General features: G+C 68.7%; 25 protein-coding genes. 5 read left to right on the top strand and 20 right to left on the bottom strand.

Features of this window, described 5'->3' with window-relative positions; translation table 11 throughout:
- Nucleotide 1 precedes the first annotated feature (1 nt).
- A complete protein-coding gene (locus KIT86_RS14600; protein ID WP_297399570.1) occupies nucleotides 2-937 on the top strand; it encodes a LysR family transcriptional regulator in 936 nt (311 codons plus the stop codon).
- Here the strand turns inward: KIT86_RS14600 and KIT86_RS14595 are convergent.
- Nucleotides 934-1,407 (bottom strand): MarR family transcriptional regulator, encoded by a 474-nt coding sequence (locus KIT86_RS14595; protein WP_297399568.1) that lies wholly within the window; start codon nucleotides 1,405-1,407, stop codon nucleotides 934-936. The genes KIT86_RS14600 and KIT86_RS14595 overlap by 4 nt on opposite strands.
- Before the next feature lie 109 nt (nucleotides 1,408-1,516).
- Here KIT86_RS14595 and KIT86_RS14590 point away from each other — a divergent pair, with 109 nt between their 5' ends.
- On the top strand, nucleotides 1,517-2,515 hold the full coding sequence (locus KIT86_RS14590) for a tripartite tricarboxylate transporter substrate binding protein (protein WP_297399566.1): 999 nt from the start codon (nucleotides 1,517-1,519) through the stop codon (nucleotides 2,513-2,515).
- On the opposite strand, the gene KIT86_RS14585 is transcribed toward KIT86_RS14590, so the two are convergent.
- The 11 genes from KIT86_RS14585 to KIT86_RS14535 all read right to left on the bottom strand — a co-directional run bounded on the left by KIT86_RS14585 (nucleotide 2,512) and on the right by KIT86_RS14535 (nucleotide 9,550).
- Nucleotides 2,512-2,901 (bottom strand): YciI family protein, encoded by a 390-nt coding sequence (locus KIT86_RS14585; protein ID WP_297399564.1) that lies wholly within the window; start codon nucleotides 2,899-2,901, stop codon nucleotides 2,512-2,514. The two genes, KIT86_RS14590 and KIT86_RS14585, sit on opposite strands and share 4 nt — an antisense overlap.
- A complete protein-coding gene (locus KIT86_RS14580) occupies nucleotides 2,898-3,287 on the bottom strand; it encodes a nuclear transport factor 2 family protein (protein WP_297399562.1) in 390 nt (129 codons plus the stop codon). The genes KIT86_RS14585 and KIT86_RS14580 overlap by 4 nt, the downstream gene beginning before the upstream one ends.
- Before the next feature lie 12 nt (nucleotides 3,288-3,299).
- Entirely contained in the window at nucleotides 3,300-3,779 is a 480-nt protein-coding gene (locus tag KIT86_RS14575; RefSeq protein ID WP_297399560.1) for a hypothetical protein, read from the bottom strand.
- Nucleotides 3,772-4,998 (bottom strand): NAD(P)/FAD-dependent oxidoreductase, encoded by a 1,227-nt coding sequence (locus tag KIT86_RS14570; protein ID WP_297399558.1) that lies wholly within the window; start codon nucleotides 4,996-4,998, stop codon nucleotides 3,772-3,774. The genes KIT86_RS14575 and KIT86_RS14570 overlap by 8 nt, the downstream gene beginning before the upstream one ends.
- Before the next feature lie 143 nt (nucleotides 4,999-5,141).
- On the bottom strand, nucleotides 5,142-5,747 hold the full coding sequence (locus KIT86_RS14565; protein WP_297399556.1) for a YajG family lipoprotein: 606 nt from the start codon (nucleotides 5,745-5,747) through the stop codon (nucleotides 5,142-5,144).
- A 110-nt stretch (nucleotides 5,748-5,857) separates the two neighbouring features.
- The gene (locus tag KIT86_RS14560) at nucleotides 5,858-7,132 is read right to left on the bottom strand and encodes an RNA polymerase sigma factor (RefSeq protein WP_297399554.1); all 1,275 of its coding nucleotides are present in this window, start codon (nucleotides 7,130-7,132) and stop codon (nucleotides 5,858-5,860) included.
- Nucleotides 7,133-7,141: 9 nt separating this feature from the next.
- Complete coding sequence (locus KIT86_RS14555; protein WP_297399552.1) at nucleotides 7,142-7,552, bottom strand: VOC family protein; 411 nt, start codon at nucleotides 7,550-7,552, stop codon at nucleotides 7,142-7,144.
- A 38-nt stretch (nucleotides 7,553-7,590) separates the two neighbouring features.
- A complete protein-coding gene (locus KIT86_RS14550; RefSeq protein ID WP_297399550.1) occupies nucleotides 7,591-8,130 on the bottom strand; it encodes an SRPBCC family protein in 540 nt (179 codons plus the stop codon).
- An 11-nt stretch (nucleotides 8,131-8,141) separates the two neighbouring features.
- The gene (locus KIT86_RS14545; protein WP_297399548.1) at nucleotides 8,142-8,573 is read right to left on the bottom strand and encodes a YciI family protein; all 432 of its coding nucleotides are present in this window, start codon (nucleotides 8,571-8,573) and stop codon (nucleotides 8,142-8,144) included.
- Between the two features lie 21 nt (nucleotides 8,574-8,594).
- Nucleotides 8,595-9,077: a VOC family protein gene (locus KIT86_RS14540; RefSeq protein WP_297399546.1), complete on the bottom strand. Its 483-nt coding sequence runs from the start codon at nucleotides 9,075-9,077 to the stop codon at nucleotides 8,595-8,597.
- Nucleotides 9,078-9,184: 107 nt separating this feature from the next.
- Complete coding sequence (locus KIT86_RS14535; RefSeq protein WP_297399544.1) at nucleotides 9,185-9,550, bottom strand: YciI family protein; 366 nt, start codon at nucleotides 9,548-9,550, stop codon at nucleotides 9,185-9,187.
- A 75-nt stretch (nucleotides 9,551-9,625) separates the two neighbouring features.
- On the opposite strand from KIT86_RS14535, the gene KIT86_RS14530 reads away from it, so the two are divergent.
- Nucleotides 9,626-9,907, top strand: a complete 282-nt coding sequence (locus KIT86_RS14530; RefSeq protein WP_297399542.1) for a cupin domain-containing protein — start codon at nucleotides 9,626-9,628, stop codon at nucleotides 9,905-9,907.
- Between the two features lie 10 nt (nucleotides 9,908-9,917).
- On the opposite strand, the gene KIT86_RS14525 is transcribed toward KIT86_RS14530, so the two are convergent.
- From KIT86_RS14525 to KIT86_RS14515, 3 genes are read right to left on the bottom strand one after another with little or no spacing between them, the layout of a single operon-like run.
- Nucleotides 9,918-10,886, bottom strand: a complete 969-nt coding sequence (locus KIT86_RS14525) for a tripartite tricarboxylate transporter substrate-binding protein (protein ID WP_297399540.1) — start codon at nucleotides 10,884-10,886, stop codon at nucleotides 9,918-9,920.
- Between the two features lie 46 nt (nucleotides 10,887-10,932).
- Nucleotides 10,933-12,210, bottom strand: coding sequence for a CaiB/BaiF CoA-transferase family protein (locus KIT86_RS14520; protein ID WP_297399539.1), 1,278 nt, complete (start codon nucleotides 12,208-12,210; stop codon nucleotides 10,933-10,935).
- Nucleotides 12,207-12,923: a glutathione S-transferase N-terminal domain-containing protein gene (locus tag KIT86_RS14515; RefSeq protein WP_297399537.1), complete on the bottom strand. Its 717-nt coding sequence runs from the start codon at nucleotides 12,921-12,923 to the stop codon at nucleotides 12,207-12,209. The genes KIT86_RS14520 and KIT86_RS14515 overlap by 4 nt, the downstream gene beginning before the upstream one ends.
- 107 nt (nucleotides 12,924-13,030) lie before the next feature.
- On the opposite strand from KIT86_RS14515, the gene KIT86_RS14510 reads away from it, so the two are divergent.
- Both KIT86_RS14510 and KIT86_RS14505 read left to right on the top strand, forming a co-directional pair.
- Nucleotides 13,031-13,981 carry a LysR substrate-binding domain-containing protein gene (locus tag KIT86_RS14510; protein ID WP_297399535.1) on the top strand — a complete coding sequence of 317 codons (951 nt, stop codon included), beginning with the start codon at nucleotides 13,031-13,033 and terminating at the stop codon, nucleotides 13,979-13,981.
- Between the two features lie 88 nt (nucleotides 13,982-14,069).
- Complete coding sequence (locus tag KIT86_RS14505; RefSeq protein WP_297399533.1) at nucleotides 14,070-15,305, top strand: CoA transferase; 1,236 nt, start codon at nucleotides 14,070-14,072, stop codon at nucleotides 15,303-15,305.
- Between the two features lie 54 nt (nucleotides 15,306-15,359).
- Here the strand turns inward: KIT86_RS14505 and KIT86_RS14500 are convergent, their stop codons facing one another.
- From KIT86_RS14500 to KIT86_RS14480, 5 genes are all read right to left on the bottom strand, one after another.
- Nucleotides 15,360-15,962, bottom strand: coding sequence for a 2-hydroxychromene-2-carboxylate isomerase (locus KIT86_RS14500; RefSeq protein WP_297399531.1), 603 nt, complete (start codon nucleotides 15,960-15,962; stop codon nucleotides 15,360-15,362).
- A 93-nt stretch (nucleotides 15,963-16,055) separates the two neighbouring features.
- Nucleotides 16,056-17,273, bottom strand: coding sequence for a tetratricopeptide repeat protein (locus tag KIT86_RS14495; protein ID WP_297399529.1), 1,218 nt, complete (start codon nucleotides 17,271-17,273; stop codon nucleotides 16,056-16,058).
- 9 nt (nucleotides 17,274-17,282) lie between these two features.
- Nucleotides 17,283-18,500: a Tm-1-like ATP-binding domain-containing protein gene (locus KIT86_RS14490; protein WP_297399527.1), complete on the bottom strand. Its 1,218-nt coding sequence runs from the start codon at nucleotides 18,498-18,500 to the stop codon at nucleotides 17,283-17,285.
- Nucleotides 18,497-18,940, bottom strand: coding sequence for an SRPBCC family protein (locus KIT86_RS14485; RefSeq protein ID WP_297399525.1), 444 nt, complete (start codon nucleotides 18,938-18,940; stop codon nucleotides 18,497-18,499). The genes KIT86_RS14490 and KIT86_RS14485 overlap by 4 nt, the downstream gene beginning before the upstream one ends.
- A gap of 25 nt (nucleotides 18,941-18,965) precedes the next feature.
- Nucleotides 18,966-19,796 (bottom strand): phosphoenolpyruvate hydrolase family protein, encoded by an 831-nt coding sequence (locus tag KIT86_RS14480; protein WP_297399523.1) that lies wholly within the window; start codon nucleotides 19,794-19,796, stop codon nucleotides 18,966-18,968.
- Nucleotides 19,797-19,924: the final 128 nt, after the last annotated feature.

The raw sequence follows: 19,924 nt of genomic DNA, 5'->3' as shown, positions 1-19,924 counted from the left end.
AATGGACCGACTTGAAGCCATGCGGGTGTTTGTGGCGGTGGTGGATGCCGGCAGCTTTGTCGCGGCCTCGGACGCGTTGCCCATGTCCAAGGCGGCGGTGTCGCGGCACGTGGCGGAGCTGGAGGCCCACCTGGGCGTGCGCCTGCTCAACCGCACGACGCGGCGCCTCTCGCTCACGCCAGAGGGCGAGGTGTTCCACGCGCGCTGCAAGGAGGTGCTGGCCTCGGTGGACGAGGCCGAGGCGGAGATCACCTCGCGCAGCGGTGAGGCCACCGGGCTGTTGCGAGTGAACGCGCCCTTCACCTTCGGCCTGCTGCACCTGGCGCCGCTGTGGATGGCCTTCATGGCCAGCCACCCCAAGCTCACGCTGGACGTGACCCTGTCCGACCGCGTCGTCGATCTGGTGGAGGAAGGTTTCGACCTGGCGGTGCGCATCGCGCGCCTGCCCGATTCCAGCCTGGTGAGCCGCCAGATCGCGAGCACGCGCCTGGTGCTGTGCGCCTCGCCCGGCTACCTGCGCCAGCATGGCACGCCCCGCCATCCTGCCGAACTGGCTCAGCACCAGGTGGCGGCCTACAGCCTGTTCTCGATGGGCGACCACTGGAGCTTCACCGGGCCCCAGGGAGCGGTCACGGTGAAAGTCTCGCCCCGGCTGCGCTGCAACAACGGCGACACCTGCCGCCTCGCGGCCCTGCGCCACCAGGGCATCGTGCTGCAGCCCTCGTTCCTCGTGGGCCCGGACCTGCAGGCCGGCACGCTGGTCGAGCTGATGCCCGAGTACCGCTCCATCGAGTTGGGCGTGTACGTGGTCTATCCCTCGCGCAAGTTCGTCTCGCCCAAGGTTCGGCTGCTGATCGACTTCCTCGTCGAGGCCTTCCGCATGCAGGCCTGGCCGACGCAGCCACAGCCGAAGGGCCGCAACGGCGGCGGGCGCTAGCGCCGCACGGGGCGCGATCGCCTCTGCTTGGGCAAGTCCAGCGCCGCCAGGTTGGCCTTCGCGCGCTCGGCCAGGCGGTCCATCAACCCGTCGAGCTGCGCGATTTCCCCAGGCTCCAGCGCCTGCAGCAGTTGCCGATTGAGCTCCACGACCACCGGCAGAAACTCGTCGTACAGCGCGCGGCCCTTGTCCGTCAGGGAGACCCTCGCCTGCCGGCGGTCGCTCGGTATCACCTCGCGCGCGGCGAGCCTGAGGTCGACCAGGGTCGTGACGATGCGCGAGGTGCGCGCGCGGTCCAGCTGCGCGAGGTCCGCCAGCTCCGACGACAGCACCGGGCCGTGCCGCGCCAGCACCACGATCAGCCGCCATTCGCGGCGCGAGACGCCATAGCGCGCCTGGCACAGCCGCCCGACCGGCGCAACAGCGACCGCCTGCAGGCGGGTCAGGCGGTAGAGAAAGAGTTCACCCATCACACATCGGCTCCACCCGTGAATACCCTGAGCATAGTTGTATTGGTCAACCAATCCGAGAGCGCATAGATTGGAAAGAGGCCATCGAACATTCCTCTGGAGACATCCCATGCCATCGCCCCGTTTCGCTTCCTGCGGCCCGCGCTCGCTGCGCGCCGCCCTGTTCACCCTCCTGGCCGGCCTGGCCGCGCCCCACGCCCTCGCCCAGGCCTGGCCGGTCAAGCCGGTGACGCTGGTCGTGGGCACGCCTGCGGGCGGCGCGGTGGACGTGTACGGGCGCGCGCTCGCCGATCAACTGGCGAAACAGACCGGCGGCACCTTCGTGGTGGAGAACAAGGGCGGGGCCAACGGCAACCTCAGCGCCGAGCAGGTGCGCAACGCGGCGGCCGATGGCCACACGCTGTGGATCAGCACCCAGGCCATGTTCACCATCAACCCCTCGGTCTACCCGGCGCTGCGCTGGAAGCAGTCGGACTTCAAGCCGATCGCCAAAGGCGTCGAGAACCCGCTGGTGCTGGTGACCCACCCCTCCGTGCCGGCCAGGACCCTGCCCGATCTGGTGAAGTGGGTGGCGGCCAACCCGGGTCAGGTCACCTACGCCTCGTTCAGCCCGGGCACGCCCTCGCATTTCCTGGGCTTCCAGCTCAACGAGCGCTTCAAGCTGGACATGGTGCACGTGCCCTACAAAGGCAGCGCGCCGCAGATCACCGACCTGCTCGGCGGCCAGGTGCGGCTGGGTTTCGCGCAGTTGCAGGGGGCGCTGCCGCATCTGCAAAGCGGCAAGCTCCACGCCATCGCGGTCACGTCGCGCGAGCGCACCCGGTTCCTGCCCCAGGTGCCCAGCCTGGCCGAGCTCGGCTACCCGGACCTGAGCGCCACCGTGTGGTTCGGCCTCATGGCTCCGTCGGCCACGCCCAAGGCGGTGATGGACCAGATCCAGGCCGCCGCCGTCAAGGCGCAGGCAGACGCGGACTACAAGGCCAAGCTCGAAGCACAGGGTTTTGACGTGCCGCAGGAAAACGGCGAGACCTTCGCGGCCACCATCGCGAGCGAGACGGCGCGCTGGGCGCGGGTCGTCCAGGCCACCGGCTTCAAGGCCAACGACTAGGACCTGGGCGTCTCGCTCGTCAGCGCATAGGCGCTGGCGCGCACCGGCTCGAAGGGCCGGATCTCGTACTGCAGGCCGCAGGCCAGGCAGGGGTTGCCAGCCGAGAGGCGCGCCGCTTCCTCCAGGCTGGCCGCGCGCACAAACCAGAAACCGCCCACCACCTCCTTGGCCTCGGCGAAGGGCCCATCCACGATGCGCTCGCGCGTGACCAGCCGGCCCTCGCGCGCCAGCCGCTGGCCTGCGCGCATCACACCCCTGGCCACCATCTCGCCGTGCCAGGCGTAGAAGCGGTCGATCGCGGCCTGGATCTCCTCGGGCGACTTGTCGGCGTCCCACTGCCCGCGCGAGATCACCAGGAATTCCTGCGGCTCGTTGTCCGCACTCATATCGCCACCCCGGCCGGCGGTTGCGGCGTGCGCTGCGCCGGGTCGTAGAAGAACTGCTCGGACACGATGCGCTCGCCCTCCCAGCGCTGCCAGGCCAGCTCTTCCATTTCGGTGACCGACTCGTCGCGCCAGACGAAGCGGAACTTCCAGCGGATCACCACATGGTCACCGTTGACGAGCACCGGGCGCACGCAGCGCGATCTGATGGACGCCGCGCGCGCCATCACCTGGCGTTCGCTGGCCAGCAGTTGGTCACGGCCCACGCGCGGGGGGGCCTGGTTTTCCTGCATGCTGGCGTGGGGCGCGTAAAACTCTTCGATGGCCTGGTCATGGGCGTTCTGCTCCACCAGGGCGATGAAACGTTCGAGCGTGTCGGGATGGGGCATGGCGTGGAGGGGTCAGTCGTGGGGTGGCAGCAGCATCAGCGATGCGAAGCCGAGGTGGTGCATGGTCTCGCGCAGGATGAGCACGTAGGCGGCGAAGTCGGGCTGCGGCGGCAGGCCCGATGAAGCGACGGGCCGCCCAAGCGAAACCGCCGCGATCTGGTTGAACACCTGCTCGATGTCGTCGATCAGCAGCAGCGCGGAGCCGGCCTCGCGCTCGTGCACCAGCCGGCGCAACTCGTGCGCGGCGGCGTCCGACGTCACCAGCTGGGAGCCCCGTGGCAACTGGCGCAACAGCGGCATCACGGCGTTTTCCACATGTTCGATCGCGGTCTCGATCTCCAGCGCCGTGGGTGGCGTGTGCTTGAAGGGGCCGCTGCCCAGCGCACGGGTGCCGATGTCCAGCATCCATTCCAGGCTGCCCCCTTCGAGCGGCTCGGTGGCCAGAAAGGTCTCGTGCTTGCCGATCTCGATGTGGGTGCGCGCCTCACGCATGCCGGCCTCCGTTCACCTGCCGCATCGAGATGCGGTCCGCCACCCCAGGCGCCTGCTGGGCGATGGTGCGCAACAGGCCGCCGGGCTGGCGCACGTCAAAGCCCACGAAATGCAGGCCCTCGAGCGCGCCCTCACCGCTGACCGGCAAAGGGATGCCGCGCTCGTCCAGCGGCAGGGCGGTGTGCGGAAAGAGCTCGCCCAGCGCCGGGTCGTAGCCGGTGGCCAGCAGCACGGTGTCGAATGGGTGTTCGCTGCCGTCGGCAAAGCGCACCCCGCCCCCCGTGAGGCGCTGGATGCCGGGGTAGACTTGGATGTCACCGGCTTTGATGCGCTTGACGGTGCCGACGTCGATCACCGGCGTCTTGCCCTCCTCGCGCAGCTGGCGCAGCGGCGAGACGCTTGCACTGCGCAGGCCATGGCGGCGCAGATCGCCCACGGTGAGATTGCGCAGCAGCACCGCCAGCGCGTCGCCCAGCGGCGCGGGCAGTCGGCTGAGCACCAGGCTGGAGAGCTGCGTGGGCCGGCCGAGCACGTCGCGCCGCACGATGTTCACCGGCGAACGCACCGAGAGCGCGGCGCGCACGCCGTGCTCCACCAGGTCCAGCGCGATCTCGGCACCCGTGTTGCCCATGCCGACCACCAGCACCCGCTGGCCCAGGAAAGGCGCGGCGTTGCGGTAGCTGCGGCTGTGCAGCAGGCGACCCTGGAACACGTCCTCGCCCGGCAGCCGGGGAGCGCGCGGCTGCCGGTTGGCGCCGGTGGCCACGACCACGTGGTTGGCCGACAGTCGCCGCCCGCCAGCCAGCACCACCTGCCAGGGCGCGCCCGGTTCCTGCCGGGGTTCGATGGCCGTCACGTTCAGCCCCAGCATGGGTTCGATCCCATGCTGCCGCGCGTAGGCAACCAGGTAATCCACCACGCCCTGGCGAGGCACGTAACGCGGCGCGTCGTCGGGAAACGGCCGCCCGGGCAGGGCCGAATGGCTCTTGACGGTATGCAGGTGCAGGCGCTCGTAGTGATGGCGCCAGGACGAGGCGATGTCCTGCGCGCGGTCGATCACCAGCGGGCTGTGCCCGCGCTGCACCAGGCAGGCCGCCACCGCCAGGCCGGCGGGGCCGGCACCGACGACGATGACGTCGGCCTCCGTCTGCGGATCAAGCGGGGCGTGGTTGGAACCGCGAAATGGCTCGGTGCGGAAATCGGGCGGATCGTGTTCCATGGCGGCAGTGTGCGGCGTTGTGAACTAGTGTCAACCCCGGCCACCGGTTGCGCCATGAGGGCTTTCACCTGACAGATTCCCGGGGTAAATGGGGCAGACTTGCTGACCACCCCATTCAACCCTTCACCCGTTCGTGGCGCGTCTCAGGGCGCCAGACACTTCATCAGCTGCTCGTCTTTCAGCAATGAATTGACCGCCTGGGACACCGCGGCGCTGACATAAGCGTTGTTGGCCTCCGGGGATTGCACCACCTGCACGCTTTCGTTGTGCTCGCCGCGATGCAGCATTTCGTACGGGCGGGCATTGCCCCGAGAGCAAATCGCCTTCAGGCCCACATCGACCCTCAACGAACCGGCCCAGAAGCCAACGGTGACACCGTAGTCAAGATTTCGAATCTCGACCCGCAGCTCACTGGCGGCATTGACGCCCGGCGCCGTCACCTTGAATTTCTGCTGGGCCAGGCCTTCGGCCAGCGCATTTCGCACAATGTTCGAAATATTTCCATCAATGGTCATTTCGGCACCGACGCCGCGTGCACCCCGCGTGCCGATGGTCTGCCGGGGCCTTTCGTCCACCACCGTCAGCGGCAGGTCTTGGTTTTTTCCAATGTTGGAGGCTGGGCCTTCCACTTTGGGCTGAATGACAACCGCCTGCGGAGTGAATGCGCAACCAGAGAACAGAATGACGATGGCCGCAGCAGAAATAAAACGTAGCACGTTGATCACCTCCCGATGAATGATTGGATCCATGTTTTGAATTCCCTGAACTCAGGGCGGACCGAATATAGGCGATAAAGCCGTGCATCCCGCTGCGGCGGTATTGAAATGGGCCGCGCAAGAGGCAATTCGAGAGAGATCAATCACGAAATGCGAAATGCAGCGGCGCGATCGAGCAGGAATTGCCTTTCGCGCTCGTTGCCGGCGAGATCGGCGGCGCGCTCGAACTCGGCGCGCGCCTCGCCGTCGCGCCCCAGCTTGGCCAGCAGGTCGCCGCGCACGCTGGGCAGCCAGTGGTACTGGCGCAGCGCTTTGTTCTTCAGCAGCGCGTCCACCAGCACCAGGCCGGCGGCCGGCCCGGCATGCATCGAAATGGCCACCGCGCGGTTGAGTTCGACCACCGGCGAAGGCGCCACGCGCGCCAATTCACCGTACAGCTCGGCGATGCGGGCCCAGTCGGTGTCGGCCGGGCGCACGGCGCGCGCATGGCAGGCCGCGATGGCCGCCTGCAGATGGTAGGGGCCTGGTTCGGCGCCAAGCAGGTCGGCGCGGTCCAACGCAGCCAGGCCACGCCGGATCAGCAGGTGGTCCCAACGGTGGCGGTCCTGGTCGGCCAGCAGCACCGGACGGCCCCTGGCATCGGTGCGCGCGGCGGTGCGCGAGGCCTGGATCTCCATCAGCGCCAGCAGGCCATGCACTTCGGGCTGCTGCGGCGCGATACCGGCCAGCATGCGGCCCAGGCGCAGCGCCTCATCGCACAGCGCCGGGCGCATCCAGTCGCCACCACTGGTGGCCGTGTAACCCTCGTTGAACACCAGGTACACCACCTCCAGCACCGACGCCAGGCGCTCGCCCAGGGCGTCGCCGCGCGGCACCTCGAACGGCACGCCAGCCTCGCTGATGGTGCGCTTGGCGCGCACGATGCGCTGCGCAATGGTGGCCTCGGGCACCAGGAAGGCGCGCGCGATCTCGTGCGTGGTGAGCCCACCCAGCAGCTTGAGCGTGAGGGCCACGCGCGCGTCGGTGGAGAGCACCGGGTGGCAGGCGGTGAAGACCAGGCGCAGCAGGTCGTCGCCGATGTCGTCCTGCCGCGCCTCATCCAGCGCGTCCACGAAATCGGGCACGTGGTTGGCGCCCAGGGCTTCGAGGTCGGCGGCGATGCCGTCGTGCTTCTCATCGGCCATCTGGCGGTGGCGCAGATGGTCCAGGGCGCGCCGCTTGGCGGTGGTCATGAGCCAGGCGGCGGGGTTGTCGGGCACGCCGTCCCTGGGCCAGTGCTCCAGCGCGGCCACCAGCGCATCCTGCGCGAGCTCCTCGGCCACGCCAATGTCGCGCACCACCCGCGCCACGCTGGCCGTGATGCGGGCGGACTCAAGGCGCCAGACGGTGGCGATGGCCTGGTGGACACTGGAATGCATGGGCCGAATTTACATCTGCGCGGGGGCCGCGCTCATGTCCATCCAGAACACCTCCCACTGATGGCCATCCAGGTCGGCGAAGCCATGCTGGTACATGAAACCGTGGTCCATCGGCGCGTTCGGCGTGGTCGCGCCGGCGGCCACCGCCTTGGCCACCACCTCGTCCACCTGGGCGCGGCTGTCGACCGAGAGCGCGATCAAGACCTCGGTGGCCTTCTTCGCGTCCGAGATCGGCAGCTTGGTGAAGCCCTGGAAGAAGGGCTCGACCAGCAGCATGGCGAAGATGTTCTCGCCCACCTCCAGGCAGGCGCCCTGCTCGTTGGTGAATTGCCGGTTGAAGTTCAGGCCCAGCGACTTGAAGAAGGCCTGCGACCGGGCCATGTCCTTGATGGGCAGGTTGACGAAGATCTGGCGAAACATGGCGGTTCCTCTGGAAGGTTGACGGGGTGGAAGAAAGCTCAGGACGCTGCCGGCTTCTCGGCCAGCGATTGGAGGTAAGACAGCCCGGCCTCGAAATCGCGGCCGATCATCTGGTCCATGTTCATGAAGACGCCGATGAGCCGCGCAACGAAGGGGCTGGGGCCGTCCATGGCCCAGGTCACCCGGGTGGCCTCGCCTTCGGGCACGAGGCTGAAGGTGACGACGTTGTGGCCCTCGAAGGGCTCGAACATGTCGAGTTGCATGGTCACGCTGGAGGGCGCGCTGGACGCGGTGATGCCGATGCGGCCCTTGCCCACCTCCTTGTTGCCCTGGAACTCGTACACCGCGCCAGGGCCGGCGGTGGGCCCGCTGTACCGGCCCTGCATGGCCGGGTCCTTGCGGGCGTAGGGGTTCCAGGTGTTGAAGCGCTGCAGATCGTTGATGAGCGGGTGCAGGCGCTCTGCGCTTGCCTGGATGGTGGCGGAGCGCTCGACGTGGAAGCGGTCGGGCCGGCTCGCGGCGTACAACAGCAGGGCGGCGATGGCCACACCGATCAGCAGGGCAAGGATCTTGAACATGGTGCGGCTCCTCAGCGCTGGGGGTGGTTCATGGCGTCGAGCTTCTTGAAGTCCTCCAGCGGCTCGCTGGGCGGGAAGTCCTCCATCTCGTAGAGCTGGCGCAGCTCGATCACGGCTTCCTTGCCCGCGCCCGCCGGGTTGGGAAAGCGGCGGCTCCACTCCATCGCCTCCTCGCGCGAGCGCACCTGGATCAGGGTGTAGCCCGCGATCAGTTCCTTGGCCTCGGCAAACGGGCCGTCGACGACGCGCTTCTTGCCGTCGGCGCTGTAATGGATGCGCCAGCCCTTGCGGCTGGGGTGCAGGCCCGAGCCGTCGAGCAGCACGCCGGCCTGGGCCAGTTCCTCGTGGTAGCGGACCATCTCGGCCATCAGCGCCTCGTCGGGCGCGGGCGAGGTCTCGGCTTCGAATTCGTCGCAGGACTTGACGATGATCATGAATCGCATGGGGGTCTCCTGGAAAAGGCTTCAGGGGTGGTCGAAGGCGTGTTGCAGGGCCGCGATGTCGAGCTTGCCCATGGCGAGCATGGCCAGCGTGACGCTCTGGCGGCGCGCCGCATCGGGGTGCTGCAGCTGGGCCATGAGCTGCTCGGGCACGATCTGCCAGGACAGCCCGTAGCGGTCCTGCAGCCAGCCGCAGCGCTCCTGCTCCGGTGCGGCCGAGAGGTGATGCCAATAGTGGTCCACCTCCTGCTGCGAGTGGCAGCGCACCACGAGGGAAATGGCGGGGGAGAACCGGAAATGCGGCCCGCCGTTGAGCGCCGTGTGCTGCTGCCCGTCGAGTTCGAAATCGATCGTGAGCACCGTGCCCTCGGGCAGCTGAGCGCCGGGGCCGTAACGGGTGATCGCCCCGATGCGCGAGTTCGGGAACACCGACACGTAGAACCGTGCGGCCTCCTCGGCCTGGCGGTCAAACCACAGGCAAGGCTGGATGCGGGCGGGCACTTTCATCGGGAACTCCTGTTGAATCGGTATCTTCAACAGGCACGACGAACCAGCCCCCGGGTTTTCGACAAGTGCCGCCTCAAAAGCCCCAGGAAAAACCCTGAGGCCGGGCCTCAGCCCTGGCTGTCGTCGTAGCACGGCCCCAGGGCACGCACCTCGACGGTGGCCCATTCGGCCGCCGGGCACTGCTGGGCAATGGCCACGGCCTCCTCCATGCTGTCGCAGTCCAGAAGAAAAAAGCCACCGATCATTTCCTTGGCCTCGGCGAACGGCCCGTCCACCACCTGCGCCTTGCCGCCGCCCGTGTGCACCCGCACCCCCTGGGACTGGGAGGCCAGCGACTCCGCCGCCAGCAGCTTGCCGCGCGCGCGCAGCGACTCGCCGAAACGCTGCATGCTGGCATACGCCTCGCGGCCCTGGGCCTCGGTGCGGGAGCTGCGCTGGCCGACCGGTTCAAGGATCAGAAGCATGTGGGACATGGAACGCCTTTCGCTGTGCACAAGCCCTCCATGCTAACGCCTCACCGCGCGCTGCGATGGCCCACAATGGCGGGCATGAGCCCTGCCAACTTCGAGGCCTTTCGCCTTCAGGCCCTGATCGAAGGTTACGACGAGGTGATTGAGCGCGAGTGGGCGCCCTTCACGGTGCTGGACATGCACACCCACCCCTTTGGCGCCAAGGCGGTGGTCACGCGCGGCGAGATGTGGCTGACGGTGGGCGACCTCACGCGCCAGCTGCGCGCGGGCGACACCTTCCAGATCGAGAGCGAAGTGCCGCATGCCGAGCGCTATGGCGCCGAGGGCGCCACCTACTGGGTGGCGCGGCGCAAGGAATGAACGGCCGCGCTCAGTCGAGGTAGGCCTCGGCCTGCCGGATCACGGGCGACCAGCGCGCGATCTCCTGGCGCAGGTGCTTGCCCAGCCCGTCGGGCGTGGCCTTGTCCTTGCTCACGGGCAGGGCGCCCAGTTTCTGCAGGCTGTCGCGGAACGCGGGGTCGGCCAGGCCGTCCTGCAGGGACTTCACCAGTTTGTCGGTGACGGGCTTGGGCAGGTTTTTCGGTGCGTACACGCCGTGCCAGACCGTCACCTCCAAGCCGTCGAGCCCCTGTTCGCTCAGCGTGGGCAGATCGGGCAGCGAGGGCAGGCGTTCGCGCGTGGTGCTGCCGTAGGGCTTGACGCGCGCGGCCTGGATCGGCCCCAGCGTGGTGGTGATCTGGTCGCACAACAGCTCCACCTGGCCCCCCTGTAGATCGGCCATGGCGGGCGCGGCGCCCTTGTAGGGCACGGTGGTCATGGGCAGGTTCAGGCGGCTCATCAGCATCAGCCCGCACAGGTGCGAGGCCGTGCCGATGCCGGCGTTGGCGAGGTTGATCTTCTTCTGGTTGAGCGTGATGTACTGGTGCAGCGCCTTAAAGCCGGTCGGTTCGAGGTCGCGCTTGCCCACCAGCGTCATGGGCACGTCCGCCACCTGGCCAATGAAGTCCAGGTCGGTTGCCGGGTTGAAGCGCAGCGAGCGCGAGAGCGCGGGCAGCGTGGACATGCCGATGTTGTGGATCAGCAGCGTGTAGCCGTTGGCCTCGGCGCGCACCACGGCCTCGGTGCCGACGATGCCACCCGAGCTGGCGCGGTTTTCCACCACCACCGGCTGGCCCAGCGATTTGCCCATGGCCTGGGCCAGGTGGCGCGCGACCACGTCGGTCGGCCCGCCGGCCGAGAACGGCACGATGAGCGTCACCGGGCGCTGGGGGAAGTCCTGGGCCAGCGCGGCGGTGCCCAGGCCCAGTGCCGTGGCCAGGGTGAATATCTGTTTCTTCATCTTTGTCTCCTTCGTTGTGGTTCGGTCGATGGGTCTCGCGGCGGTCTCAGGCCTCCGTCTTCTCGGTCAACTCGCGGGCCGCATTCAGCAAGGGGTCGCGCACCAGCACGCCATCGCGGTACAGCTGCTCGATCTCGCTGTCGTCCAGGCCGGCGAGCGATTGGAGGATCTCCTCGTTGTGCTCGCCCAGCAGGTCGGCACGCAGGCCACCCGGCACGTCCCAGGCGGAGAAGCGCGCGGGCGGGCCGGGGATGTCGAAGCGGCCGATGTAGGGGTCGTGCACCTCGCGCACCACGCCGCGCTCGCGCAGGTGCGGGTGCGCCATGGCCTCGCGCAGCGTGAGCACGGGCGCGCAGGGAATGCGGTGGCGCTCCAGCGCGGCGATGGCCTCGTCGCGCGTGGCGAAGCCGGCCAGCCAGCCTTCGAGGATGTGCTTGAGCGCCTCATTGTGGTCGCGCCGCAGCGCGGCGGTGGCGAAGCGCTCGTCCTTCAGCAGCTCGGGCTGGCCCAGCGCCTCGACGAAAGCGGCCCACTGGTGCGGCAGCGTGGCCAGGGTGAGGTAGGTGCCGTCGCCGCAGCGGAAGATGCCGGTCGGCCCGCCGTCGGGGTGCTGCGAGCCGGTGCGCACAGGGGTGTGGTTCTTGCGCAGGCTCACGCGCGGCACCGCCACCTCGTGCATGTTGAAGTAGGTGTCGAGCAGCGAGGTCTCGATGTACTGGCCCTCGCCGGTGCGCTCGCGGTGCAGCAGCGCGAAGCCCACCGCCATCGCCGCGGCCACGCCGGTGGAGGCGTCGCCAATGGCCATGGTGATCAGCGCGGGCTCGCCGTCGCGTTCGCCGATCAGGTCGGTGATGCCGGCGTAGGCCTGGGCCACGTAGTCGTAACCCGGCTTCTGCGCCAGCTCGCCGGTCTGGCCGGCCAGCGAGATGGAGCACATCACCAGTTTCGGGTTGATCGCCTTCAACTCGTCGTAGCTCAGGCCCGCGCGCGCCATCACGCCGGGCGAGAAGTTCTCCACCAGCACGTCGAACTTCGGCAGCATGGCCTTGATGAGTTCGCGCGCGCGCTCGCTCTTGAAGTCCAGCGCCAGGCTTTTCTTCGAGTGGTTGTGCTGGATGAAGTAGGTGCTCTGCGAGCAGCGCTTGTGTTCGGGCTGGTTCGACCGCAGGCCGCCCACCCGCGTTCGGTCGCCAAAGGGCGCGAGTTCGAGCTTGACCACTTCGGCGCCCATCTCGGCCAGGATGCGGGTGCAGGTCGGGCCGGCCACGATCTGCGTGATGTCGAGCACGCGGTAGCCGGTGAGCATGGGGGTCTTCTGGGTCATGGGGTCTTTTCCGAGGTGGCGAACTGGCCGGCGCCGAACAGGTTGTCCCAGCGCTCGCCGGTAGGTTTGGCGCCGGAGCGGTCGACCTTCTCTTCCAGCACGGCCAGGCCACGCTGCACCGCCGGGCGCGCGCGCACCGCCGCGTACCAGCGCTGCAGGTTCGGAAAATCGGCGAGGTCCTGGCCTTGCCACTTGTGCGCGCGCAGCCAGGGGTAGGTCGCCATGTCGGCGATGGAGTACAGGTCGCCCGCGAGGTACTCGGCCTCGGCCAGGCGCCGGTCGATCACGGTGTAGAGCCGGCGCGCCTCTTTGGTGTAGCGCTCGATCGCGTACTCGACCTTCTCGGGCGCGTACTTGCGGAAGTGGTGCGCCTGGCCCAGCATCGGGCCGACACCGCCCATCTGGAACATGAGCCACTGCACCACCTCGTAGCGCGCGCGCATGTCCTGCGGCATGAACGCCCAGCCGCTCTTCTCGGCCAGGTACATCATGATGGCCCCCGACTCGAACAGCGCGATCGGCGCGCCGCCCGGCCCGTCGGGGTCCACCAGCGCGGGGATCTTGTTGTTCGGGCTGATCTTGAGGAACTCGGGCTTGAACTGCTCGCCCTTGCCGATGTGCACGGGAATAACGCGGTACGGCAGGCCCAGCTCTTCCAGCAGGATGGAGACCTTGTAGCCGTTGGGCGTGCTCCAGAAGTAGAGATCAATCATGGACAGGGATGATGGGACGGGCCGGCGCGCCGCGCCAATACCGTGTCGGGCTTGGGGCATCGTGAAAAGATATGGAGGCCCCCAGGGGCCGATAGGACAATGGCCCGATGGAAATCCGCCAGCTCAAGTACTTCGTGCGCATCGTCGAACTGGGCAGCGTCTCGCGCGCCGCCGCCGACCTGTTCATCGCCCAGCCCGCGCTCAGCCACCAGATGGCCAACCTGGAGGAGGAGCTCAAGGTCAAGCTGCTCTCGCGCAGCGTGCGCGGCGTCTCGGCCACCGAAGCGGGCGAGGTGTTCTACCGCCACGCGCGCGCCATGCTGCGCCAGATGGAGCGCATGCGCACCGACGTGCAGCACGCGGGCGACTACCCGCAGGGCCTGGTGTCGGTGGGCCTGCCCAGCAGCGCGGCCACGCTGCTCGCGCCCTCGCTGATCGCCGAGGCCGCCGCGAAGTACCCCGACATCCAGCTGCAGATCACCGAAAGCCTGAGCGGCCACCTGGAGGAACTGGTGGTCAACGGGCGCATCGAGATGAGCCTGCTGTTCGAGCCGCTGGCGCCGGACACCGGCACGGCGCGCCAGAAGGTCTCCAGCCACCTGGACGTGCGCCCGCTGCTGATCGAGGACCTGTTCCTGATGTCGGCGCAGGGCGTGGGCGATGGCGACACGGTGTCGCTGGCCCAGGCCGCGCCTTGCCCACTCGCCCTGCCCGGCCGCTCCAACGTCACGCGCCAGATCATCGACGCGGCCTTCCAGGCCGCCGGGCACGAGATGCGCGTGCTGGCCGAGCTTGACTCGCTGGCCACCATCCGCGCGGTGGTGGCCAGCGGCGTGGGCGCCACCATCGGCTCGGCGGCGATTCCGGGCGGCACGGCCGGCCTGCGCGTGCAGCGCATCACCGAGCCGGCGCTGCAGCGGCGCCTGTCGCTCTGCACCTTCGACATCGTGCCCCTGAGCAGCGCGGCGCACCGCATCGTCGAACTCATCACCGAGGTCACGAACCGGCTGGTGGAGGCCGGCCAATGGCCTGGCGCCTCGCCCGTGCCGCCCCCATAGGACGGCGCGATACCGCCACGTCAAAGACCTATTTCCCCCCGCGTGGACCCGCTGCCTACACTGCGGCGCACATTCCAACGGTGGGCCCATGACTGCAAAGATCCTCGACGGCGTGGTCGTTCTCGACCTCACGCGTTTTTTCTCCGGCCCACAGGGCACGCTGTTCCTGGCCGGCCTGGGCGCGGAGGTCATCAAGATCGACGACCCGAAAACGGGCGACCCGACCGCCTTCGCGCCGCCCTTCGCGGGCCCGCAGGGCGTGAGCTTCCAGCGCCAGACCGATGAGGACATGGGCATTGCCTACCTCAAGCGCGCGCGGGGCAAGAAGTCGGCCACGCTCAACCTCAAGAGCGCCGAGGGGCGCGAGATCTTCCTGCGCATGGTGCGCCACGCGGACGTGGTGGTGGACAACTTCAGCGCCGGGGTGGCCGAGCGCCTGGGCGTGGGCTACGCGGCGCTGAAGGAGGCCAACCCGCGCATCGTGTACTGCTCGCTCACCGGCTACGGCGCCACCGGCCCCGACCGCCACCTCAAGGCCTACGACCTGATGGTGCAGGCCGCCGTGGGCCTGATGAGCATCACCGGCCAGCCCGGCAGCGCGCCCACCAAGGCCGGCTCGCCGGTCTCGGACGCGATCTCGGGCGTGTTCGCCGCGCTGGGCATCGTGGCCGCGCTGCTGCACCGCGACCGCACCGGCGAGGGCCAGGCCATCGATGTGTCGATGGCCGATTGCCTGTTCTCCCTGATCTTCGACGAGCCGCTGGACTGCTACCCGCAGCTCGGCCTGCAGCCCCAGCAGGGCAACCGCATCATGCGGTTCTCGCCCTTCAACGCCTACCGCACGCTCGACGGCTGGGTCACGCTCGGCGCGGCCACGCACGACGATTGGCTCGCGCTGCTGGAGGTGATGGAGCGCAACGACCTCAAGGACGACCCGGACATGATGTCGGTCGCCTGGCGGCTCGCGAACAACGCCCAGGTGGATCAGGTGGTCGCGTCGTGGGCGCAGACCATCCGCACCGAAGAGGTCGAGGCCCGCCTGGCGCGGGCCAAGTTGGCCTGCAGCCCGGTGCGCGACATCCACGATGTGCTGCGCTGGGACCAGATGGTCCAGCGCCAGATGGCGGTGCCGCTGTGGAACCCGCTGAGCCGCTCCACCATGGTGGCCGCGGGCTCGGGCTTTCCGATCAAGTTCAGCGGCGCGCCCGGCGGCTACGACCAGCCGGCGCCGCTGCCCGGCGCGCACAGCGACGAGGTGCTCACGCGCCTGGCCGGTCTGGACGCGGCGCAGATTGAAGCCTTGCGCAGCGCCCGCGTCGTCTGACCGCACAAGAACCGCCGGCTCAAGGCCGGCGGTTCTTGGGTGCGGGTGGGGTAATCAGGCGGTGGCGCGCGCCAGCTCGTCCTCCATGAAGTCGAGCCGGTCCTTGCCCCAGAACATTTCGTCGCCCACGAACATCATGGGCACCCCGAACACGCCGCGCGCCACCGCGTCGTCCGTGCTCTTCGCGAGCAGGGCACCGGTCTCGTCGCTGGCGCTGGTGGCCTCGAACCAGTCCGGGTCCACGCCGAGCCGCTCGGCGATGGGGCGCAGGCCCGCGTACTCCACGATGCCCGCGTTGCCCTGTTCCCAGTAGGCCTCCAGCGCCGCTTCGACGAAGGCCACTTCCAAGCCCTTCTGGCGCATCGCCAGCGAACCGCGCAGCACGCGGCTGGACTTGATGGGGAACTGGCGCGGGATCTGGAACGGCAGCTGGTGCTTCTCGGCCCAGCGCATCAGGTCGCGCTTGCGGTAACGCAGCTTGGCCTTGGACTCCTTCATGAGTTCGTAGTCGTTGTTGCGGAACACGTAACCCAGGTTGTAGGGGTGCAGCACGAGTTCGGCACCGTGGCGCGCCACGATGGGCTGGAGGAGCTTGAACGCGAAATAGGTGTTCGTGCTCCCGATGTCCCAGTACAGGTCGACGTGTGGCTTGGTCATGCGCTTTCCATGGTGGCTGTTGAGTGGCCCACAGTCTAGGAAGCGCGCCGCGCGCTGACCAATACGGAATGGCGATTCGGGTATAGGGCCGCGTTATGGGGCGCCGGCGGGCTCCAGCAGCACGTACAGGCCCATCACCGGTTTTTGCTGGTCTTCGCGCAGCGGTGCCTGCCAGGTCTGGCGCACATGGAAACCGTGCGCCTGGGCCAGGCGCTGCACGTAGGCCGGGGCGTGCGCGTAGCGCAGGCTGGGGCGCAGCTGCAGTTCTTCGGCACCGGTGGCGAGTTCGACCGAGAAGGCGAAACAACCCGAGGGTTTCAGGCGCTCGCGCACCGCCGCAAAAACGCCGTCGAGCGCGCCCACGTAGATGAACACATCGGCCGCGATCACCAGGTCGGCGGCTTCGTCCTGCGAGCGCAGGAAGTCAAGCAGCTCGCCCTGCACCACGCGGCGGTAGGCGCCGCTGGCGCGCGCCTGCTCGACCATGGCCTGGGCCAGGTCCACACCGTCCACCGCATCGGCGTGCGGGTGGATGAGCTGGCCGCACAGGCCGGTGCCGCAGCCAAGGTCGAGCACCAGCGGGTAGCGCCGCCCGCCCACGCGCAGCGGCGCCAGCAGGGTGTCGTGCGCCTGGTACTTCAGCTGGTGGATCAGGTGGTGCTGGAAATCGTCGGCGTACTCGTCGAACAGCGCTTCCACGTAGGCGCGCGGTGGCTGTGCAGGCGCGGCTTCACCGGCTTTCACCGAGGCCAGGTAGAAGCGGTGCAGGGTTTCGTCACCGCCGTGGGCCAGGGCCTGTTCGAAACAGCGCGCGGCCTCGGCGTGCTGGCCGGCGTCGCGCAGCACGCTGCCGCGCTGGCTCCAGGCCTCGGCCAGGGTCGGGTCCAGCGCGAGCACGCGATCCAGCGCCGCCAGCGCTTCGTCCGGCCGGTCCAGCCGCAGCAGGCACATCGCCAGCGACAGGTGGATCTGCGGTGTCGAAGCCCCCAGCCGGACGCCCTGCTGCAGCGCCTGCGCGGCGCCGGCCCAGTTCGACAGCGCTTCGTGCGAAAGGCCGAGCGCGACCCAGGCGTCGCGGTGCGTGGGGTCGGCCTTCGTGGCCTGCGACAGCGTGGCCACGGCCTCGGCCCAGTGGCCCAGGCGGCACTGCGTCACGCCCAGGTTGGCGAGGATGGACGGCCGCCCCGGCACCAGGGCCAGCGCGGCCTGGTAGCGGCTCAGCGCCTCGTCCAGCCGGTCCGCCTCGAAGAGCGCATTGCCTTCAAAGAAAAATGCCTTGGCCTGTTCGGTGGGGTCGATCGGGTTGCTCATGCGGCAACCTTACACCACCGCCCTCAGCTGTTCGGCCACGGCCGCCGCGAAGGCCGGGTCGTTGATGTGGTGCGGCAGCTTGAGCAGCCGGTGCGTGTCGCTCACCTCGAACAGGCGCTCCAGCGTGTCGAACAGCACCGCGTCGGCCGCGGGGTCGTGGAACGGCTGGCCCGGCGCATCGATCATCGACAGGCCCCCCAGCGGCAACAGCAGGCGCACCGGGCCACGGGCGCGGTTGAGCTGCTCGGCCATGCGCTGCGCCGCCGCTTCCAGCTCCTGGGCGTTGCTGCGCATCAGCGTCACCTGGGCGTTGTGCACATGAAAAGCGCGGCCCCGGTGCCGCTCTGGAATGGTGGCCGGCGCGCCCCAGTTGATCATGTCCAGCGCGCCCACCGACCCCACCCAGGGCAGGCCGTGGCGCGCGGCGGCGTCGAGCCGGTTCGGCCCGGCGTCGCACACGCCGCCGGCCAGGTGCTGGCCCACCTCGGTGGTGGTGATATCGACCACGGCGCGCAGCATGCCAGCGGCGGCCAGGGCCTCCAGCGTGCGACCGCCCGCGCCGTTGGCGTGGAACACCTGGGTGTCGAAATCGGCCTCCAGCAACCCGCGCACCGCCTGCACACAGGGCGTGGTGACACCGAACATGGTCAGGCCGATGGACGGCTTGTCGGCCCCGTGGTCCGCTGGGGCGCGATGCAGCAGCATGCCCGCCAGGGCGTGCGCCGCGTTGGCCAGGATGGTGCGCGAGAGCCGGTTCAGACCGGCGATGTCGGTGACGGGGTACATCAGCGTGAGGTCCGCCACGCCCACGTAGGCCGACACATCGCCCGCCGCCATGGTGGAGACCAGCAGCTTCGGGCTGCCAATGGGCAGCAGGCGCATCGCCGGCGCGATCATGGAGCTGCCGCCAGATCCGCCCACACCCAGCATGGCCTGAATCGCGCCGGCCGCTAGGCGCTCGCGCACCAGCTCGACCAGCGCCTCGCTCATGGCGATCACGGCCTCGCCCCGGTCGGACGGCTCGAACACGGCGCCAGCCCCCCTTGGGTGGTGCCGCGCCACGGTGGCGGCCTCGATGTCGGCCGCGCCAGGCGCGCTGCGCGTGCCGATGTCCACCGTCACCACGCGCACGCCGGCCGCGCGCAGCAGGCCGGCAAGGTAGTCCAGCTCGGCGGCCTTGGTATCGAAGGTGCCCACCACCCAGGCGGTGGGTGAGGCCCTGTTCATCGGCGCCGGTCGTGGTGCGCGTTCACGCATTCGAAGAAGGTGCGGAAGGTGCCCTTCACGCGCTCCACCGCCTCGGCTGCCTGATCGGCCGGCACGTCCCACTCGGCCCACCATTCGCCGAAGCAGCGGTGGCCCTCGGTGACAGGCAGCAGGTGCATCTCGGCGACGTAGTTCTTCCAGTCGGCGTCGATGTGCAGGATCTTGTAGCGGCAGCGGTGTTCGTCGTCGGACAGCGCGAGCAGTTGCTCTCGCAGGTAGCCGCCGCCATCGCGCACGGTGAAGCGCCGCACGCAGCCGACCTGGTCGGCCGGCTTGCCGTCTTCAATATAGGAATTCTCGAAGTACGGGTGGTAGTTGCCCAGCGCGCCGAAGTCGCGCAGGAAGGCCCACGCCTCCTCCAGCGTCGCGTTCATCACCGCGCTCACATAGACCCTGGCCATCGCTTGTCTCCTGTGTTGTTCTGGTTCAGAAAGTCACTTGCTTGTAGCGCTCCACGTGCGACTTGATCGCGATCTCCGTGGGCAGCCGCTCCATGCTGCTGGCGCCGTAGAAGCCATTGCAGTGGCGGCTGTGTCGGAGCACGTGGGCCACGTCCTCGGGGCTGGAGATCGGGCCGCCGTGCGCGATCACGATCACGTCCTTGCGCACTTTCCTCGCCGCCTCGCCCCACTCGTCGATGAGTTTGACCGATTCGTCGAGCGACTTGGCCGTGGTGGCGCCGATGGTGCCGCCGGTGGTCACGCCCATGTGGGGCACGATGAAGTCGGCGCCGGCCTCGGTCATGGCCACGGCCTCCTCGGCGGAGAACACGTAGGGCGTGGTCAGCAGGTCGATGGCGTGGGCCTGGCCGATCATCTCGACCTCGGTCGCGTAGTTGATGCCGGTCTCCTCGAGGCTCTGGCGGAACGTGCCGTCGATGATGCCCACGGTGGGAAAGTTCTGCACGCCGGAAAACCCGAGTTCCTTGAGCTTTTTCAGGAACACCGGCATGACGATGAACGGATCGGTGCCGTTGACCCCGGCGATCACCGGTGTCTTCTTCGCCACCGGCAGCACCTCGCCGGCCATCTCCAGCACGATGTCGTTCGCGTTGCCATAGGCCAGCAGGCCCGCCGACGAGGCGCGCCCGGCCATGCGGTAACGGCCCGAGTTGTAGATCACGATCAGGTCGATGCCGGCGGCCTCTTCGCATTTGGCGGAAATGCCGGTGCCGGCGCCCCCGCCGATGATGGGCTGGCGCTGGCGCACCATGTCCTGGAATTTCGCCATCAGGGCTTGGCGTTCGAAACGCGGCATGAAAATCTCCTTGAAACGGAACACACAAACAGGAAGGGGGCCGCGCGCTCAGGGCCCGGGGCGGGGACGGGTCCGCAGCGCATCGATCGCACCGGCGATGCCGCTGCGAAACGAGAGCACGCACACCA

Source organism: Hydrogenophaga sp., from assembly GCF_026125825.1.
Lineage (GTDB): Bacteria > Pseudomonadota > Gammaproteobacteria > Burkholderiales > Burkholderiaceae_C > Hydrogenophaga.
The sequence above is the reverse complement of the archived record's forward strand: the minus strand, read 5'-3'. Positions and strand labels throughout refer to the sequence as shown.

Bases quoted from the DNA above. Each gene is read 5' to 3' on its own strand.
- KIT86_RS14500 (WP_297399531.1), bottom strand. From the start codon at position 15,962: ATGACCAAGCCACACGTCGACCTGTACTGGGACATCGGGAGCACGAAC.
- KIT86_RS14515 (WP_297399537.1), bottom strand. From the start codon at position 12,923: ATGATTGATCTCTACTTCTGGAGCACGCCCAACGGCTACAAGGTCTCC.
- KIT86_RS14560 (WP_297399554.1), bottom strand. From the start codon at position 7,132: ATGCATTCCAGTGTCCACCAGGCCATCGCCACCGTCTGGCGCCTTGAG.
- KIT86_RS14520 (WP_297399539.1), bottom strand. From the start codon at position 12,210: ATGACCCAGAAGACCCCCATGCTCACCGGCTACCGCGTGCTCGACATC.
- KIT86_RS14595 (WP_297399568.1), bottom strand. From the start codon at position 1,407: ATGGGTGAACTCTTTCTCTACCGCCTGACCCGCCTGCAGGCGGTCGCT.
- KIT86_RS14485 (WP_297399525.1), bottom strand. From the start codon at position 18,940: ATGGCCAGGGTCTATGTGAGCGCGGTGATGAACGCGACGCTGGAGGAG.
- KIT86_RS14490 (WP_297399527.1), bottom strand. From the start codon at position 18,500: ATGAACAGGGCCTCACCCACCGCCTGGGTGGTGGGCACCTTCGATACC.
- KIT86_RS14565 (WP_297399556.1), bottom strand. From the start codon at position 5,747: ATGGATCCAATCATTCATCGGGAGGTGATCAACGTGCTACGTTTTATT.
- KIT86_RS14495 (WP_297399529.1), bottom strand. From the start codon at position 17,273: ATGAGCAACCCGATCGACCCCACCGAACAGGCCAAGGCATTTTTCTTT.
- KIT86_RS14510 (WP_297399535.1), top strand. From the start codon at position 13,031: ATGGAAATCCGCCAGCTCAAGTACTTCGTGCGCATCGTCGAACTGGGC.
- KIT86_RS14480 (WP_297399523.1), bottom strand. From the start codon at position 19,796: ATGCCGCGTTTCGAACGCCAAGCCCTGATGGCGAAATTCCAGGACATG.
- KIT86_RS14545 (WP_297399548.1), bottom strand. From the start codon at position 8,573: ATGCGATTCATGATCATCGTCAAGTCCTGCGACGAATTCGAAGCCGAG.
- KIT86_RS14505 (WP_297399533.1), top strand. From the start codon at position 14,070: ATGACTGCAAAGATCCTCGACGGCGTGGTCGTTCTCGACCTCACGCGT.
- KIT86_RS14575 (WP_297399560.1), bottom strand. From the start codon at position 3,779: ATGCGTGAGGCGCGCACCCACATCGAGATCGGCAAGCACGAGACCTTT.
- KIT86_RS14540 (WP_297399546.1), bottom strand. From the start codon at position 9,077: ATGAAAGTGCCCGCCCGCATCCAGCCTTGCCTGTGGTTTGACCGCCAG.
- KIT86_RS14585 (WP_297399564.1), bottom strand. From the start codon at position 2,901: ATGAGTGCGGACAACGAGCCGCAGGAATTCCTGGTGATCTCGCGCGGG.
- KIT86_RS14530 (WP_297399542.1), top strand. From the start codon at position 9,626: ATGAGCCCTGCCAACTTCGAGGCCTTTCGCCTTCAGGCCCTGATCGAA.
- KIT86_RS14570 (WP_297399558.1), bottom strand. From the start codon at position 4,998: ATGGAACACGATCCGCCCGATTTCCGCACCGAGCCATTTCGCGGTTCC.
- KIT86_RS14590 (WP_297399566.1), top strand. From the start codon at position 1,517: ATGCCATCGCCCCGTTTCGCTTCCTGCGGCCCGCGCTCGCTGCGCGCC.
- KIT86_RS14525 (WP_297399540.1), bottom strand. From the start codon at position 10,886: ATGAAGAAACAGATATTCACCCTGGCCACGGCACTGGGCCTGGGCACC.
- KIT86_RS14550 (WP_297399550.1), bottom strand. From the start codon at position 8,130: ATGTTCAAGATCCTTGCCCTGCTGATCGGTGTGGCCATCGCCGCCCTG.
- KIT86_RS14600 (WP_297399570.1), top strand. From the start codon at position 2: ATGGACCGACTTGAAGCCATGCGGGTGTTTGTGGCGGTGGTGGATGCC.
- KIT86_RS14555 (WP_297399552.1), bottom strand. From the start codon at position 7,552: ATGTTTCGCCAGATCTTCGTCAACCTGCCCATCAAGGACATGGCCCGG.
- KIT86_RS14580 (WP_297399562.1), bottom strand. From the start codon at position 3,287: ATGCCCCATCCCGACACGCTCGAACGTTTCATCGCCCTGGTGGAGCAG.
- KIT86_RS14535 (WP_297399544.1), bottom strand. From the start codon at position 9,550: ATGTCCCACATGCTTCTGATCCTTGAACCGGTCGGCCAGCGCAGCTCC.